The following is a 14,635-nucleotide window of genomic DNA, read 5'->3' on the forward strand; positions in this document are numbered from 1 at the left end:
CTTGCAATTTTCATTCTTTGCGCTACCTCTTGGGTACGAACAGCACAAAAGTGCTTTCCGCCTCCGAAAAATTTGGTCCTTAACCGTTGGTAGAACCGACATGGATGGGAAAATTATTCGGATCGTTCCGGCGCGTTGTGCCGGTGGGGAAATCGGCATGATCGGGGCAAGTGCCTCATGCCGCGTGGCGGACCAATGATCAGGGGTGTGTTTACACAATTGAGACCATCGCAGGCACCTATGGTGCGCGATTGAACTGGGGCGTATCGCTCCAAATTGCCCGCATAAGGGCGCTGGCTGGCCGAGCAAGGCCGCTCTTCAAAAGAAGACCAAGGGTTTTTGATGAGACAAGGACAACCGCAAAACAGGCAGCGTTCGCGCGGCCGCGGCAACAATAACAACCGCAATAATAACAACAATAACCGTCATAACCTAAACCGTTCGATGGAAAGCAACGGGCCGGATGTTCGCATTCGCGGCACGGCGGCGCACATTGCGGAAAAGTATGAAACACTGGCGCGCGATGCGCAGTCCGCTGGAGACAGCGTGGCGGCTGAAAGCTATTGGCAGCATTGTGAACACTATAACCGTCTGATTGCTGCTGCGCAGGCCGCTATTGAAGCTCAGCGCGAAGCCCGTAATGCTCAGCAGAACGATGAGCAGGGCGATGATGATGACCGCGAGGGTGGTGGTCGCAATCGTAACAAGAACAGAAACCGCGACCGTGATCAGAACCGTGGCGAGCGTAAAGCATCCGATGATTCCGATAGCGACAACGACGACGATGACGATCGCGATGATGACGACAACCGTGGCAGGGGCCGTCAGCGCAAATCCAACGGTTCCGGCCCTCAGCCGACCATAGAGGGCGAGCCCGCTGAAGTGGCTTTGCGAGAAAAGCCTGCGGTGGACACTGACAGTTCATCTGATGATGAAAAGCCTGCCCCCCGCAAGCGCGCGTCAAGACGTCCGCGCAAGAACACCGAAGACGATGTGCCGGCTGCGGTGGCCGAGACAAAGGCAGAATTGCCGGCGTTTATTTCTGGTGGTGCAGAAGACTGATTTAAAGAATCAGTTAGCATCGCCCGGCAATACGGGAAGGGGGGCGATTTCGACGCCCTCTTCCAGCAATTCGACGACTTCCTCGCGGTTGGCTTCACCAATGATGCCGCGTTCTGGTGCCTCGCCGTAGTGAATTTTGCGGGCTTCTTCGGCGAAGCCTTTGCCGACATTTTCCGAATCGTTCACGATGGCGTCGCGCATCTTTTTCAACTCGGCCAGCGCTTGTTTTTGCTCTAAAGCGAGGCTTGCCATCTGCACCGTTTCGCGAGAGCGGGAGGTGGAAACTTGCGGTGCCATGAGCGCCTTTTCCACTTTGGCGGAGCTGCATGAGGGGCAGGTCACAAGCCCGCGTTTGCGCTGGGTTTCATAATCTTCGGACGAGCCGAACCATCCATCAAAGTCGTGTTCATTTTCACAAACTAGCGAAAATCGGATCATGTCGTTTGCTTTGCCTTGGGTGGGTTAAAATCACGTCTGTTTGAAAGGTTTGGCACTTTTGCGCGTGCCGTTTGCGACAATGTGGTGTCGATTTCAGCCAGTGCAAGGCCTGGTTCTTCGCCTGCGACCTCCGCAAGCACCACCCCCCACGGGTCGACTATGATTGAATGGCCGAAGGTAGCCCTCCCATCTTCGTGATCGCCGCCCTGTGCGGCTGCTATCATGAAGGAACCTGTCTCGATGGCTCGCGAGCGCAGCAAGACGTGCCAATGAGCTTGGCCGGTTTGGCGGGTGAAACACGATGGGCCGGTGAGAACGTTCACGCCAGCGCGGGCATAGGCATCATGAAGATGGGGAAAGCGCACGTCATAACAGATGGCGATTCCAAACTTTGCTCCTAGTGCTTCTAGGATGCATGTCTCGTTGCCCGGTTGATATACGGCAGATTCGCGCCATGTTTCACCGTTGTCGAGATCGACGTCGAACATGTGAATTTTGTCGTAACGGGTGAGAAGTGTGCCGTCGGGGCCAAAAACAAAAGCTCGATTGGCGGCGCGTCCGTCTCCCGCTGCTATGGGCGTGGAGCCGATATGCAGATGAATGCCCAATTCTGCTGCCAGATTGGCCGCGTGGGCAACCACCGGGTCTTCAGCCTGGTCTTTGAGGGTAGAGAAAAACTCTTTGCGGCTTTGTTGCACAATGCCGGTCATTTCCGGCGTCTGAACATAGTGTGCGCCTTGGGCAGCCGCTGCGCGCACCAAATCATCCATTGCCGCAATGTTAACGTGCGGTTGCGCTGTGGAGCGCATTTGAACGACAGCTGCGGTGAAGCGGGACATGGGCTTGGCCTAACTGTTTAACAGCGCATCCAGATTTCCCGCACGGTCGAGTTCGAATAGGTCGTCGCAACCACCAACATGGATATCACCGATGAAGATTTGCGGGAAAGTCGATGCACCGCCTGAGCGCGAGATCATCTGCTTGCGCAGTTCAGGGTCGAACGTTGCATCGTGTTCAGTGATGTTTGCTCCCTTTTTGGCCAAGAGTTTTTTGGCCGCTGTGCAATAGCCGCACATTTGGCGGGTGTAGATGGTTGTGTCAGCCATGTTGGCCCCCTGTTCGACATTTCAGCAAGGATATAGGGATCAAACCTTGTCTGGCGCAACCCGCGCAAAGGTTATGCAATCGATCTGCGCAGCTCCCGCTCGCCGCAATGCTCTTGAGCAGGCTTCCAGCGTCGCGCCGGTTGTGTGAACGTCATCGATCAAAAGCACGCGCTTCTGGGCCAACTGGGGTTTGTGTTCTGTGGGCACACGGAACGCGCCGCGCACGTTGGAATGGCGTGCGCTGGCATCCAGCCCTACCTGCTGGCGGGTGGGACGGATGCGGTGCAAAAAGTCTGGTGCGTAAGAAAGGTGTGCGGCTCGTGCCAACGCTCGCGCCAGTTCAGCGGATTGGTTGAAGCGCCTAGAAATCAGGCGGCGACGGTGGAGCGGAACGGGGACGACGATGGGATTGGCGTCCAGCAGCCCCTCGCCGGTTCGATGCAGGCTTTCAACCATCCATTGCGCCATCCACGGCGCAAGATCTGTGCGATCAGAGAATTTCAGTGCTTGCACCAATTGGCGGGCGACATCATCGTAAAAAACAGTTGCTCTGGCGCGATCAAATGACGGCGGTCGAGCCAATGCGGCAGCGCTTTTTGCGCCTGTGCCCAAATCGCGGGCGAAAGGCGTGCCAAGCACAGCGCAAAATGGCGGTTCAATAAAGCGCAAGCCAGACCAACACTGCGAACAGACTGTTCCACGCGCATCGACGCCTGTTTCGCAAGCCAGGCATACCGGTGGCAACACAACGTCCTGCACACGGCCAGCGGCTCGGCGCAGGGATTGCTTTGCTTTGGATAGGGCGGTTGCGGTGTTCATGGCAGGCAGTTTGCCGCACAATTCGTGTAGGCGATAGCCACCAAGTGAAATCGGTGGCACAAGCCATTGGGAATGTCACAGGGTCGATTTTGCATAAGCCATGAGCGAAAACTCAACTGCCACACAACGTATTAAAGCTCGGCTGGCCAGGGCGAAGCGCATTTGCCGTGAGGGGGATGATTTTCTAGTCCGACTCGCGGTTGATGAAATGCTGGAAAGACTGGCTGGTATTGAGCGGCATTTTGGCGAGGCGCTGGCGCTGTTTGCAGGCGGAGAATACTTGGCTTCGCAATTGGCTACACATGAACGGGTCGGCTCTGTGACGCGGTTGGAGATTGATGCGCTGGCTGATCTGAATGATTTCGGTCTGACCGATCAATCGCTCGATCTGATTGTCGCACCATTGTCGCTGCATTTTCTGGAAGACCTGCCCGGTGCCTTTGTGCAACTGCGCCGTGCGCTGCGGCCTGACGGTTTGTTGCTTGCCATGCTGCCGGGGCCTGAGACGCTGGCTGAGTTGCGCGCTAGCCTTTTGCAGGCGGAAAGCGCGGTTACGGGTGGCGCGGCCCAGCGCGTGGATGCGTTTACCGATATTCGCGACGCGGGCGGGCTTTTGCAGCGCGCGGGCTTTGCTTTGCCTGTGCTGGACAGCGAAACGGTCACCGTGCGCTACGATAACATGACGAAGTTGATCGCGGATTTACGGCGCATGGGGGCAAGTGGTGTGTCCACGGCTGGCCGCGGCCCCGGGCTGAATCGCGAGGCCGTTGCGCAGGCGATTTCGCACTACTCGGAGAATTTTGCCGATGCAGATGGGCGGGTTCGGGCTACGTTTCAGCTTGTCTCGCTGTCCGGATGGGCGCCGGACGCAAGCCAACAAAAGCCGCTAAAGCCCGGTTCGGCAAAAGCGCGTCTGGCGGACGCGCTCAAGACCGATGAACGTAAACTCTAGCTCGGCGGAGTTTAAACGAGAGCGCCGTGGCAGTGTTTGTATTTTTTGCCTGAATCGCATGGACATGGCTCGTTGCGGCCGACCTTGCCCCAGGTCTCAGGGTTCTGCGGATCACGTTCTTCCTGTGCCTGCGCTCTTTGCGGGGTGACAATCGCTCTCCCGTAGTCGCCTGCCTGACCGTCTTCATATTCGATCATGTCGCCGTCTTCGTCATAATCGAAGTGCATCTCTTCCATGTCGGGCAGATCGCCGAAGCTGTCGTCATCTGCCGCCTGCTGGACCAGTTCCACGCGCATCATTTGGGCTGTAACGGCCTGGCGCATGCTGGCGAGCATGGTTTCGAAAAGGGCGAAGCTCTCCTGCTTGTATTCGTTCAACGGATCGCGCTGGCCATAGCCGCGCAGACCGACCACGGAACGCAAATGATCGAGTGATTCCAGGTGTTCACGCCACAGATGGTCGAGCGTTTGCAGCAAAATGGACTTCTCGACGTATGATGTCACATCCGGGCCGAAGCGCTCACGGCGCTCAACGGCTGCTTTGTCCGCCGCTTCCATCAAGCGCTCTGTGACGTCGTTTTCATCGATACCTTCTTCCAGTGCCCATTCGTGGACGGGAAGATCGAGATTAAGATACTGCTCCACCCCTGCTTTCAGCTCGTCCAGCTTCCATTCCTCAGCATAGGCTTTTTCCGGTATGGTCTGCGCCACAAGCCCCTGGACAACCTCGCTGCGCATGTCGTCGATATAGGATGACAGGTCCTCGGACTGCATCATTTCGATGCGCTGTTCGAAGATCACCTTGCGCTGATCGTTCATCACATCATCGTATTTCAGCAGGTTCTTGCGAATGTCGAAGTTGCGGGCTTCCACCTTGCTCTGGGCTTTTTCAAGCGCCTTGTTGATCCAAGGGTGGACGATGGCTTCATCTTCTTTCAGGCCCAGTTTCGTCAACATGCCGTCCATACGGTCGGAACCGAAAATCCGCATAAGATCATCTTGCAGGGACAGGAAGAATTTCGAATTGCCGGGGTCGCCCTGACGGCCCGAACGGCCGCGCAGTTGGTTGTCGATGCGGCGGCTCTCGTGGCGTTCTGTCGCCAACACATAGAGGCCGCCGGCGGCGATCGCTTCTTCTTTCATCTTGGCGTGTTCGGCGATGATTTCTTCGCGCTTCTTTTCCAGCGCCTTGCCTTTCAGACCCTCAAGATCGCGCTCAAGGCGCATGTCGAGGTTGCCGCCGAGCTGAATGTCGGTGCCCCGGCCTGCCATATTGGTTGCAATGGTGATCGCACCAGGCACACCGGCTTGCGAAACGATATAGGCTTCCTGTTCGTGGTAGCGGGCGTTGAGGATCTGAAAGTCATTGATTCCTGCCTCGCGCAGTTTCTCGCCCAAGAATTCTGACTTTTCGATTGAGGTTGTGCCAACGAGAATAGGCTGGCGGCGCTCCCGGCAGTCTTTAATGAGGTTGATTATAGCACGGTATTTTTCTTCAACCGTGCGATAAACCTCATCATCTTCGTCGATACGAGCAACCGGCTTATTTGTCGGAACGTCCACGACATCCAATTTGTAAATATCGCCGAATTCCGCCGCTTCCGTCATGGCTGTGCCGGTCATGCCCGACAGTTTGTCGTACATGCGGAAGTAGTTCTGGAATGTGATGGAGGCGAGTGTCTGGTTCTCCGGCTGGATCTGCACGCCTTCTTTGGCTTCCAAAGCCTGATGCTGGCCATCGGAATAGCGGCGGCCCTGCATGGCGCGGCCCGTGAATTCGTCGATGATGACGACTTCGTTATTTACGACCATGTAGTCTTTATCACGCGCAAACAGCTTATGGGCTTTCAGCGCGTTGTTGATGTGGTGGACGACCGAAACATTTTCTACATCGTAGAGCGAGCCGCCTTTGAGCAGCCCAGCTTCTTCCAACATCGTTTCCAGCTTTTCGTTGCCCTCTTCGGTGAAGGTAACGGTGCGCTGTTTTTCATCCAGTTTGTAGTCTTCCGGCGCAATGAGCGGGATCAGCTGATCGACTGCCACGTAGAGATCGGACTTGTCGTCCACGGGGCCAGAAATGATGAGTGGCGTGCGGGCTTCGTCGATGAGGATTGAGTCCACTTCGTCGACAATTGCGAAATTGTGGCCGCGCTGAACCATCTGTTCCACATCGAGCTTCATGTTGTCGCGCAGGTAGTCGAAGCCCAATTCGTTGTTGGTGGCGTAGGTAATATCGCAATCGTACGCGGCTTGGCGTTCGTCATCGTCCAACTCGTGAACAATCACGCCGGTGGTGAGACCGAGGAAGCTGTAAATCTGGCCCATCCATTCGGAGTCGCGCTTGGCCAGATAGTCGTTGACCGTCACCACATGCACGCCGTTGGCGGGAAGGGCGTTGAGGTAACAGGCGAGCGTGGACATAAGGGTTTTGCCCTCGCCGGTGCGCATTTCTGCGATCTTGCCTTCGTGCAAAATCATGCCGCCAATCAACTGCACATCAAACGGGCGCATGCCGAGCGTGCGGCGCGAGGCTTCGCGGACCACGGCAAAGGCAGGCACCAAAAGATCGTCCAGCGTTTGGCCAGCTTCCAGCGCCGCACGGAACTCGTCGGTCTTGGCTTTCAGCGCCTCGTCAGAAAGCGCTTCGATTTCTGGTTCAAGCGCGTTTATCTCGTCCACACGGGGGCGGTATTTCTTCACCTGCCGTTCGTTTTCGGAGCCGAAGAGTTTGCGCGCTATACCGCCAAAACTAACCATGAAATTCTCTCGTTTTTCTCAAATGTCCGATCTGCGGACCAAATGTCCACGAACCGTCAAAATTTTCCTTACCATGTATGCCATTATGTTCACGATACAACGGCGCATTTCCGCCTAACGCGGAATTTACCGAGGCGTGAAGAACGACCGAAGACAACATGGATTTGCGCCGTCTGCGCCCGTTTTGCCGTTTTCGCAGCGAAACCACAACGGTTGCGGGTGCGTTTCTTGTTTGTGTTCGGGCAATAGGCGTGAAAAAGCTGTTTGCTGACCACACATCGCGCGCTTTGCTGCGGCTGGACGCTGCAATGAAGTGGCGATAAGAGTGAAACAAATTCAGCGCACCACATGCAGGGTTCAGGCCCGTTGTGGCCACAAGTGCATGTCGTAAGGAAAATTAAATGCCCTCCATTCTTTCTCCGTTCTCGCGCCTTTTGGCCGCTGGTGTTGTTGTTGTCTCGCTTGCAGGCAGCGCTTTCGCGCAAGAGGACAAGCCGGTTGCCAAAGTGGGTGATCGCGTGATCACCACGTCCGACCTTGACGAAGCGGTCAATCGCCTTGGCCAGCAATTTTCCAATGTGCCGGAAGAACAGCGTCGGGCGCGTATCCTTGACGCCTTGATTGATTTTTCCGTGCTGGCGGCTGAAGCGGAGAAGTCTGGTGTCGCTGATACCGATGCTGTGAAAAAGACGCTTGAATATCTGCGCATTCAGGCGCTGCACAATGCCTATTTCAGCGACAAAATTCGCCCTTCCGTGACCGAAGAGCAAGTCAAAGCCCGTTATGACGAACAGGTCGCTGCCGCTACCCCTGAGCAAGAGGTGAAAGCGCGTCATATTCTGGTTAAAACCGAGGAAGAGGCCAAGGCCATCATTGCGGAACTCGATGGTGGTGCTGATTTCATTGAGCTGGCCAAGACCAAGTCCACCGGCCCAAGCGGGCCACAAGGTGGTGATCTTGGCTTCTTCGGCAAAGGACGCATGGTCCCCGAATTTGAACAAGCCGCGTTTGCCATGAAGGCTGGGGAATACTCCAAAGAGCCCGTGAAAACCCAATTCGGGTTCCACGTCCTTAAAGTTGATGAGGTGCGCGATGTCGCACTTCCGACTTTTGAGCAATCGAAAGGTCAGATTGAGCAGTTGCTGCTTTCCGAAGCGTATGCGGCAGCGGTGAAGTCCGGACGCTCTTCGTTGGGTATTGAGGTTCTGGATGAGAGCCTGAAGCTGCCGGAAGAAAATTAAACGCTGTCGGTTAGGGGGCACATCATGGGCATTTCCCCGCTCGCGCCAAAGAAATATACCGTGTTGCCGCCGCTTGATGGGGTGCGCATCGCTGTGGCAAAGGCGGGCATTAAATATGCTGACCGCGCGGATCTGATGCTTATGGTATTTGATGCACCAGCCGCTGTTGCGGGCGTTTTCACGACCAGCCGCTGCGCCAGTGCGCCGGTGGATTGGTGCCGAAGTGTTTTGGCAGACGCCGGGGCGACGACCCGTGGTTTTGTGGTCAATTCAGGCAATGCAAATGCTTTCACCGGCAAAAAGGGTGCTGCAGCCACGCAGATGACTGCGCAAGCTGCCGCCAAGGCTATCAGCTGTAATCCGAGCGATATTCTGCTGGCGTCAACCGGTGTGATCGGCGAACCGCTCGATGCCAGTCGGTTCGAAGGCTTGCTGGCTGATATGGCGCCTGCTGCTCAAACTGATCTCTGGTTGGATGCGGCCAAAGCGATCATGACGACGGATACCTATCCGAAAGTGGCGACCGCCAGTGTTGATCTGGGCGTGAAGCGGGTGACGATCAACGGTATTGCGAAGGGCTCTGGCATGATCGCGCCGGACATGGCGACCATGCTTTCCTTCATCGTAACAGACGCGGCCATAGACCAGCCTGTACTTCAGGCCATGCTGTCTGGATTAACACCTTCCACCTACAATTCAGTGACGGTCGATAGTGATACGTCGACCAGCGATACGGTTTTGCTTGCAGCAACTGCCACGGCGGGAAATCAGGCGATTGTTGTTGCCGACAGCGATGATGCGAGCGCTTTTCGCGGTGCGCTGGAAATCGTGATGCACGATTTGGCCATCCAGATTGTGCGCGATGGAGAAGGTGCCACCAAACAGGTGGAAATTCATGTTCGTGGCGCAGACAGCGACACGTCTGCGCGGCGCATAGCGCTTTCGATTGCCAATTCACCACTGGTCAAGACCGCTGTGGCTGGGGAAGATGCCAATTGGGGGCGTGTGGTAATGGCTGTCGGCAAAGCCGGCGAGCCTGCGGACCGCGATCGGCTTGCGATCTGGTTTGGCGATGTGCGCGTGGCGGTTGATGGCGAGCGTGACCCGGATTATTCCGAAGACGCTGCAACCGCTGTCATGAAGCGTGATGAAATCACTATTGGTGTCGATATCGGCTTGGGCGACGGTCAAGCGCGGGTTTGGACCTGCGATCTGACAAAGGAATATGTGGCGATCAACGGCGATTACCGAAGCTGATGACGCCATCGCAGTCTCATATCAGCCTGCCGGAAGTGCGGCGCTTGGAAGCTGTCTCCTTCCGCTCTTGGCCTGCTGCCAGCACGCGGTTTGACGGCACTTGGGCGATACGGCTCACCGCCGGTCATCCGGCCAAACGGCTCAACTCGGTCAATCCGCTGGACCCTGCCGATCACGACAATATCGACGAGCGCATTTCCCGTGCCACCCGCATCTTCGATGCTTTTGGGCGACCTCTGGTGTTTCGCCAAAGCCCGCTAGCGCCCGCTGAGCTTGAGAACCGTCTTGATGCCCGTGGTTGGATGCGGTTTGACGAAACCATCGTCATGCTGCGTGATCTTGATGGCACTGTTCCACCGAGAGATCTGACCAGTGCGCCGGTAGGCAATGTTGGGCGCTGGTTGGATCAGTGCATGGCAATGGGAGCGTTCGCGCCGGACGTTAAGCCGGGACTTTCTGAGTTGATCGACCGTGTGCACGGCGAAGTGGCACTGTTTTTGGGCGATGTGCGCGAGGGCGAAGCGCGATGCGCTGCGATGATGGTGCGGTTTGGCGACCTTGCTGGCCTGTTTGAGGTCGTCACCCATCCCGATCATCGGCGCAAAGGTTTGGCCAAACGTTTGGTCAACAATGCGATGGCTTGGGCCAAATCAAAGGGCAGCAAAAGGGCTTGGCTTCAAGTTGTGGCAGACAATGAGAGCGCCGTGAAACTCTACGAAGAAACTGGCTTCACCGAAGCTTATCGCTACGCCTATCGCCGTCCGCCGGAGGCGCACAATGGCTGACCCCGCGCCGAAAAAGATCGTTACAGTGGTTGCTTGTGCGTTGATTGACGCTGACATGCGCGTGCTGTTGGCCCAGCGGCCGGAAGGTAAGGCAATGGCCGGGCTTTGGGAATTTCCCGGCGGCAAGATTGATCCGGGCGAGACGCCGGAGGAAGCCTTGATCCGCGAATTGCGCGAAGAACTGGACATTGAGACGAAGGCTACCTGTTTGGCCCCGCTAACCTTTGCCAGCCATTCCTATGACGACTTTCATTTGCTCATGCCGCTCTATGTCTGCCGCCGTTGGTGGGGCGTGGTGCGGCCCACGGAAGGGCAGACGTTGAAGTGGGTGCGGGCAAAAAACTTGCGGGACTATCCTATGCCTGATGCCGACATTCCGCTCATCCCTGCATTAACCGAAATTTTATAGGCACGCGGGTAACGTTCCCTTAAGCATAACGACAATTGCCGACTGCTGGCGCGCAAAGACGTGCTGACAGGTTTCGGATGGGCGCAACGGATGCACAAGCGATGCGGGATGAAGACAACAATTTGCGGGAAACGTCGCTTTGGGATTCAGCGGCAGTCAGGCTTTCGCTTGGCTTTGCTGCGTTAGCAGTGGTTTTGGCGCTTTCGATTGGGCCTTCTGCTGACAATCTGGTTGCAAAAGTCATCGGTCCGGGGCTTGGGCCCGTCGATCCAATGACAACAGCCAGCGTTAGACCCGCCCCGCAAGCTGGTCCCAAACGCTATATCTTGCGACGTTCTGTGCTCCAGAAAAGCCGCGATAGTTCTTGCAGAATTTACGTCAGTGGACGCCGCGAAGGCGAATGCTGAGGGTAAGCGACCTTAAATGAGTTGAAATACGCCCCGTATAGGGTTGAGTCTCCGAGCACGCCCGGAAGAGCTAGTACTATTGCGCGACGGTGCCTGTTGCCTCGTTGCTGGTCGCCGTGACTGGTGCAACTGCATTTTGAGCGGTTGCGGGTGCCGTGGTTACGGTTTGTGTCGGTTCAGGCTGTTTCGGCGGTTCTACGACTTCGGGCTTGGGCACGATGATGTTGATACCTGGAAGCGCCTCTTGAGGTGTCATGGGAGCAAGCGCGCGCGGTTCGCGGTTTTCGGATTTTGCAACCAATGCTTCAAAGCGTTTGGTAAAATCTTCCTGCCGCTTTGTGTAAGCAACTGCGAGCGATTCAGGCATCGCCATCGTTGGGCAAGCCTGTGTCGGCACGAACTTGCCGCTGCCGACGGTGTTAAAGCGATAGCGCTTGCCGCACACATCCACTTTGGGCGGCGTGCGGGTAATCTCGAAATGGTCGTAGCCTTCCTTCAGCATGTTCCAAAATTCCGCGTGCTTGTGATCGCGGTGTTTGTGCATGTTTTCCGGCGTCATGCGGAAAGGGAAGGCTTGTATCTGGAAGGCCTTCTGGCCGCCGCGAAGCGCCTCGCGGGCCAGTGCATAGATCTCTTCCACCCGGTCATCCGTCATTGAATAGCAGCCGGCAGAAGAGCAAGCGCCGTGAACCATCAGGTGCGAGCCTGTGCGGCCGTGGGCGCGGTCATAGGCGTTAGGGAAGCCCATGTTGAACGACAGATGATATTGCGACTTCGGATTCAACTGATGTTTGGCAACGGTGTAGAAACCCTCAGGAGCCTGCTTGTCGCCTTCTTTGAATTTTGGGCCGAATTTGCCGGACCATTTACAGATTTCATATTCAGACAGAAGCGCGTAACGGCCCGTGTCTTTTTGCTTCCAGACTTCCAGAACGTTCTCGTCTTTGAAGATTCTGATCATGATTGGCGATGATGCCTTCATGCCATAAGCCGACATTTTGGCTTTCAGCTTTGTTGGCAGTGGAACTTCGCCACGGTTTGAATCGATGCCGTCGAACACATTTTGGCATCCTACGAGCGCAAATGCGGCCAGGCCCAAAAGGCCGGCGCGGAATGTGCGCATTTTTGCTGATGAACGAACGGTCAAGCGGGGCGGCTCCGTAACATTTATGAACGCGATACTATGCGGCGGGGAAATACGAAGCGCCGCCTACGCTCATGTTCATAGACTGTTAAAGTTGACTTTGTGTTGACACAAGCAAGCTGTGGGTGCGTTCACGCGATTGTCAGTCACATGTTTGTTGTTGTTGAAACACTTGCGTGAAGGGGTTTTGGCGGCGCGAACCTAGAGATTGCGCCCGATGGCAAGAAATTTCTCGCGGCGTTCGCGCTTTAACGCGTCCGGTGATTTCTTCGAAAGCTCAATGAGGTTCGCTTTCAGCTTTGTACGAGCGGCTGCGAATGTTTCCTTGCGGTGACGGTGTGCGCCTCCGCTGGGTTCCGGCACGATTTCGTCGATGATGCCGAGCGCCAACAAATCTTGGGCCGTGATCTTCATGCTGGTTGCCGCTTCGCGGGCCCGTGTGGAATCGCGCCAGAGGATCGAGGCAGCCCCTTCCGGCGAGATGACGCTGTAGATGGCGTGTTCGAGCATCAAAACGCGGTTGGCCGAAGCGATGGCGATGGCCCCGCCGGAGCCGCCTTCGCCGATAACCATCGAGATCATGGGCGTTGTCAGGTTCAAACAGGCTTCCGTCGAGCGCGCTATGGCTTCCGCCTGTCCGCGCTCTTCCGCGCCGATGCCGGGATATGCGCCCGCTGTATCAATGAGTGTGATGACGGGCAGGCCGAAACGGTCGGCCATTTCCATCAATCGGATGGCTTTGCGATAACCCTCTGGTCGCGCCATGCCAAAATTGTGATGCAGACGAGATTGTGTGTCATGACCTTTTTCGTGGCCGATGACGGCAACCGACTGACCTTCGAAACGACCAAGGCCGCACTGAATAGCGTGGTCGTCAGCAAAGCCACGGTCGCCTGCAAGCGGCTGGAAATCGTCGATCAGCGCTTCGCGAAAATCTTTGAAATGGGGGCGATCCGGGTGGCGGGCGACCTGCGTCTTCTGCCAAGCGTCCAGCTTTTTGTATAGCTCGTCCAGCGTCTGCCCGGCTTTGGCTTCCAGCTTGTTGATTTCGTCGGCAACGTTGAGGCTGGCGTCAGCGGACTGCATATCGCGCAATTCGCGAGCCTTGCCTTGAAGGTCGGAAACGGTCTTTTCAAATTCGAGATAGGCCTGCATCTGCGTATCCTGAGCGTGATTGAAAAAGCGGCCGTCTGAAAACCTCCGGCTTGCAGCATTTAGGTGACGCAGGCGGTCTTCGCAATGCGGGCGCTTGCCCTATTCACTTATTTGCGCGTGCTTGCAGCACTTTGAAGCCGTCTTCGACTGTTAATTCGTGAAACGAGCCGAAAACGGATTGAAGAGTTTGCTCATAAGGCAGCGTGCGGTTGGCGACCATGCGCAACTTACCGCCGGGACGCAGGGCCTTGGCGGCGGCGCGTATGAGGGCTTGTCCAAGCTGCGGCTCTGCTGCGCGGGCGGTGTGGAAAGGCGGGTTCATGACGATCGTGTCGTAGCGCGCGGGCGGCGCTTCACGGATCAGGTCTAGCCAGTGGAACGACATTGGGATGGCGATATCGTCAAGCGCAGCTTTTGAGGCTTCAACGGCATGAAATTCAGCCTCAAGCAAGGTGAGCGAATTTGGCTTGGATTGTTCGGTAAGCGCGCGCGCCAGATGGCCTGTTCCAGCGCAAAAATCGGCGCAATCGCCTGCGAGGCTCTCATCAAACGTTGCGGCCAGCACCGCCGAGCCACGATCGATTTTTCCTTTCGCAAAAAGGCCTGCATTGGCGTCCACAGGCAAGGCCGAGACCGTGCGACGGGCCATGTCTGTGGCGATGAGGGTGAAGCATTGGGCGTGATATTTGGAAAAAGTATCGACGACCGTTCCCAACCGTGCGGCCCACTTTTTCAAAGGGACAATGCCGGTGTTCTTTTCTCCGCACACCAAAATGGGCGCCCCTTCTGATACCGATAAAAGCGCGTGAGCGATGTTGCGTTCGTTCACCGCCTTTGCGCGGTCAGTTAAGACCAATGCTCCCGCCAGTCCGCCTTTTTCCAGCGTTGGCGATGTGACAAAGCCTGTATCCGTGAGGTCGAGATAGAGAGGGCGGAAACTTTGTTGGCATACAAGGCCAATCTTCCAGTTCGATGCATCTGGCAAGGGGTGAGCGTTGAAAAAGGCCCACGGTTTGCTCGCATCTGGGTAGGGGCGATCCTGCCGTTGGAACGGCAGGATCAGTGTCTTGATGGACGGTCTGTCCATGGGGTATCAAACGGGCG

15 protein-coding genes are annotated in these 14,635 nt (G+C 56.3%); 7 read left to right on the plus strand and 8 right to left on the minus strand.

Translation table 11 applies throughout. From position 1 onward, the window contains the following. Nucleotides 1-342 precede the first annotated feature (342 nt). Nucleotides 343-1,062 (plus strand): DUF4167 domain-containing protein, encoded by a 720-nt coding sequence (locus ACFQ14_RS01370; protein ID WP_377210902.1) that lies wholly within the window; start codon nt 343-345, stop codon nt 1,060-1,062. Between the two features lie 9 nt (nt 1,063-1,071). On the opposite strand, the gene ACFQ14_RS01375 is transcribed toward ACFQ14_RS01370, so the two are convergent. The 4 genes from ACFQ14_RS01375 to ACFQ14_RS01390 are packed head-to-tail and all read right to left on the minus strand — an operon-like array spanning nt 1,072 to nt 3,425. After that, nucleotides 1,072-1,500 carry a DUF1178 family protein gene (locus ACFQ14_RS01375; RefSeq protein ID WP_377210903.1) on the minus strand — a complete coding sequence of 143 codons (429 nt, stop codon included), beginning with the start codon at nt 1,498-1,500 and terminating at the stop codon, nt 1,072-1,074. Continuing rightward, a complete protein-coding gene (locus ACFQ14_RS01380) occupies nt 1,497-2,339 on the minus strand; it encodes a carbon-nitrogen hydrolase family protein (RefSeq protein WP_377210904.1) in 843 nt (280 codons plus the stop codon). Before ACFQ14_RS01380 ends, ACFQ14_RS01375 begins: the two co-directional genes overlap by 4 nt. Before the next feature lie 9 nt (nt 2,340-2,348). Beyond that, nucleotides 2,349-2,606 (minus strand): glutaredoxin 3, encoded by a 258-nt coding sequence (gene grxC / locus ACFQ14_RS01385; protein ID WP_377210905.1) that lies wholly within the window; start codon nt 2,604-2,606, stop codon nt 2,349-2,351. Nucleotides 2,607-2,645: 39 nt separating this feature from the next. Continuing rightward, nucleotides 2,646-3,425 (minus strand): ComF family protein, encoded by a 780-nt coding sequence (locus ACFQ14_RS01390; protein ID WP_377210906.1) that lies wholly within the window; start codon nt 3,423-3,425, stop codon nt 2,646-2,648. 100 nt (nt 3,426-3,525) lie between these two features. Here ACFQ14_RS01390 and ACFQ14_RS01395 point away from each other — a divergent pair, with 100 nt between their 5' ends. Further along, nucleotides 3,526-4,377 (plus strand): class I SAM-dependent methyltransferase, encoded by an 852-nt coding sequence (locus tag ACFQ14_RS01395; protein ID WP_377210907.1) that lies wholly within the window; start codon nt 3,526-3,528, stop codon nt 4,375-4,377. Between the two features lie 11 nt (nt 4,378-4,388). Here ACFQ14_RS01395 and secA read toward each other — a convergent pair whose 3' ends face one another. Continuing rightward, nucleotides 4,389-7,133, minus strand: a complete 2,745-nt coding sequence (secA, locus tag ACFQ14_RS01400) for a preprotein translocase subunit SecA (protein WP_377210908.1) — start codon at nt 7,131-7,133, stop codon at nt 4,389-4,391. A 401-nt stretch (nt 7,134-7,534) separates the two neighbouring features. On the opposite strand from secA, the gene ACFQ14_RS01405 reads away from it, so the two are divergent. The 5 genes from ACFQ14_RS01405 (at nt 7,535) to ACFQ14_RS01425 (ending at nt 11,232) form a co-directional block, all read left to right on the plus strand. Continuing rightward, nucleotides 7,535-8,374, plus strand: coding sequence for a peptidylprolyl isomerase (locus ACFQ14_RS01405; protein ID WP_377210909.1), 840 nt, complete (start codon nt 7,535-7,537; stop codon nt 8,372-8,374). 24 nt (nt 8,375-8,398) lie between these two features. Further along, complete coding sequence (gene argJ, locus ACFQ14_RS01410) at nt 8,399-9,631, plus strand: bifunctional glutamate N-acetyltransferase/amino-acid acetyltransferase ArgJ (protein WP_377210910.1); 1,233 nt, start codon at nt 8,399-8,401, stop codon at nt 9,629-9,631. Beyond that, on the plus strand, nt 9,631-10,416 hold the full coding sequence (locus ACFQ14_RS01415; protein WP_377210911.1) for a GNAT family N-acetyltransferase: 786 nt from the start codon (nt 9,631-9,633) through the stop codon (nt 10,414-10,416). Before argJ ends, ACFQ14_RS01415 begins: the two co-directional genes overlap by 1 nt. Next, nucleotides 10,409-10,825, plus strand: coding sequence for a (deoxy)nucleoside triphosphate pyrophosphohydrolase (locus ACFQ14_RS01420; RefSeq protein WP_377210912.1), 417 nt, complete (start codon nt 10,409-10,411; stop codon nt 10,823-10,825). The genes ACFQ14_RS01415 and ACFQ14_RS01420 overlap by 8 nt, the downstream gene beginning before the upstream one ends. Nucleotides 10,826-10,902: 77 nt before the next feature. After that, complete coding sequence (locus ACFQ14_RS01425; RefSeq protein ID WP_377210913.1) at nt 10,903-11,232, plus strand: hypothetical protein; 330 nt, start codon at nt 10,903-10,905, stop codon at nt 11,230-11,232. Nucleotides 11,233-11,308: 76 nt separating this feature from the next. Here the strand turns inward: ACFQ14_RS01425 and ACFQ14_RS01430 are convergent, their stop codons facing one another. The 3 genes from ACFQ14_RS01430 to ACFQ14_RS01440 all read right to left on the minus strand — a co-directional run bounded on the left by ACFQ14_RS01430 (nt 11,309) and on the right by ACFQ14_RS01440 (nt 14,618). Beyond that, entirely contained in the window at nt 11,309-12,379 is a 1,071-nt protein-coding gene (locus tag ACFQ14_RS01430; RefSeq protein ID WP_377210914.1) for a L,D-transpeptidase family protein, read from the minus strand. Nucleotides 12,380-12,577: 198 nt separating this feature from the next. Continuing rightward, on the minus strand, nt 12,578-13,531 hold the full coding sequence (locus tag ACFQ14_RS01435; RefSeq protein ID WP_377210915.1) for an acetyl-CoA carboxylase carboxyltransferase subunit alpha: 954 nt from the start codon (nt 13,529-13,531) through the stop codon (nt 12,578-12,580). A gap of 103 nt (nt 13,532-13,634) precedes the next feature. Next, a complete protein-coding gene (locus ACFQ14_RS01440; RefSeq protein WP_377210916.1) occupies nt 13,635-14,618 on the minus strand; it encodes a class I SAM-dependent methyltransferase in 984 nt (327 codons plus the stop codon). Nucleotides 14,619-14,635 lie beyond the last annotated feature (17 nt).

The sequence above is a fragment of the Pseudahrensia aquimaris genome, assembly GCF_042676045.1.
In the GTDB taxonomy this organism is placed as follows: Bacteria; Pseudomonadota; Alphaproteobacteria; order Rhizobiales; family Rhizobiaceae; genus Pseudahrensia; species Pseudahrensia aquimaris.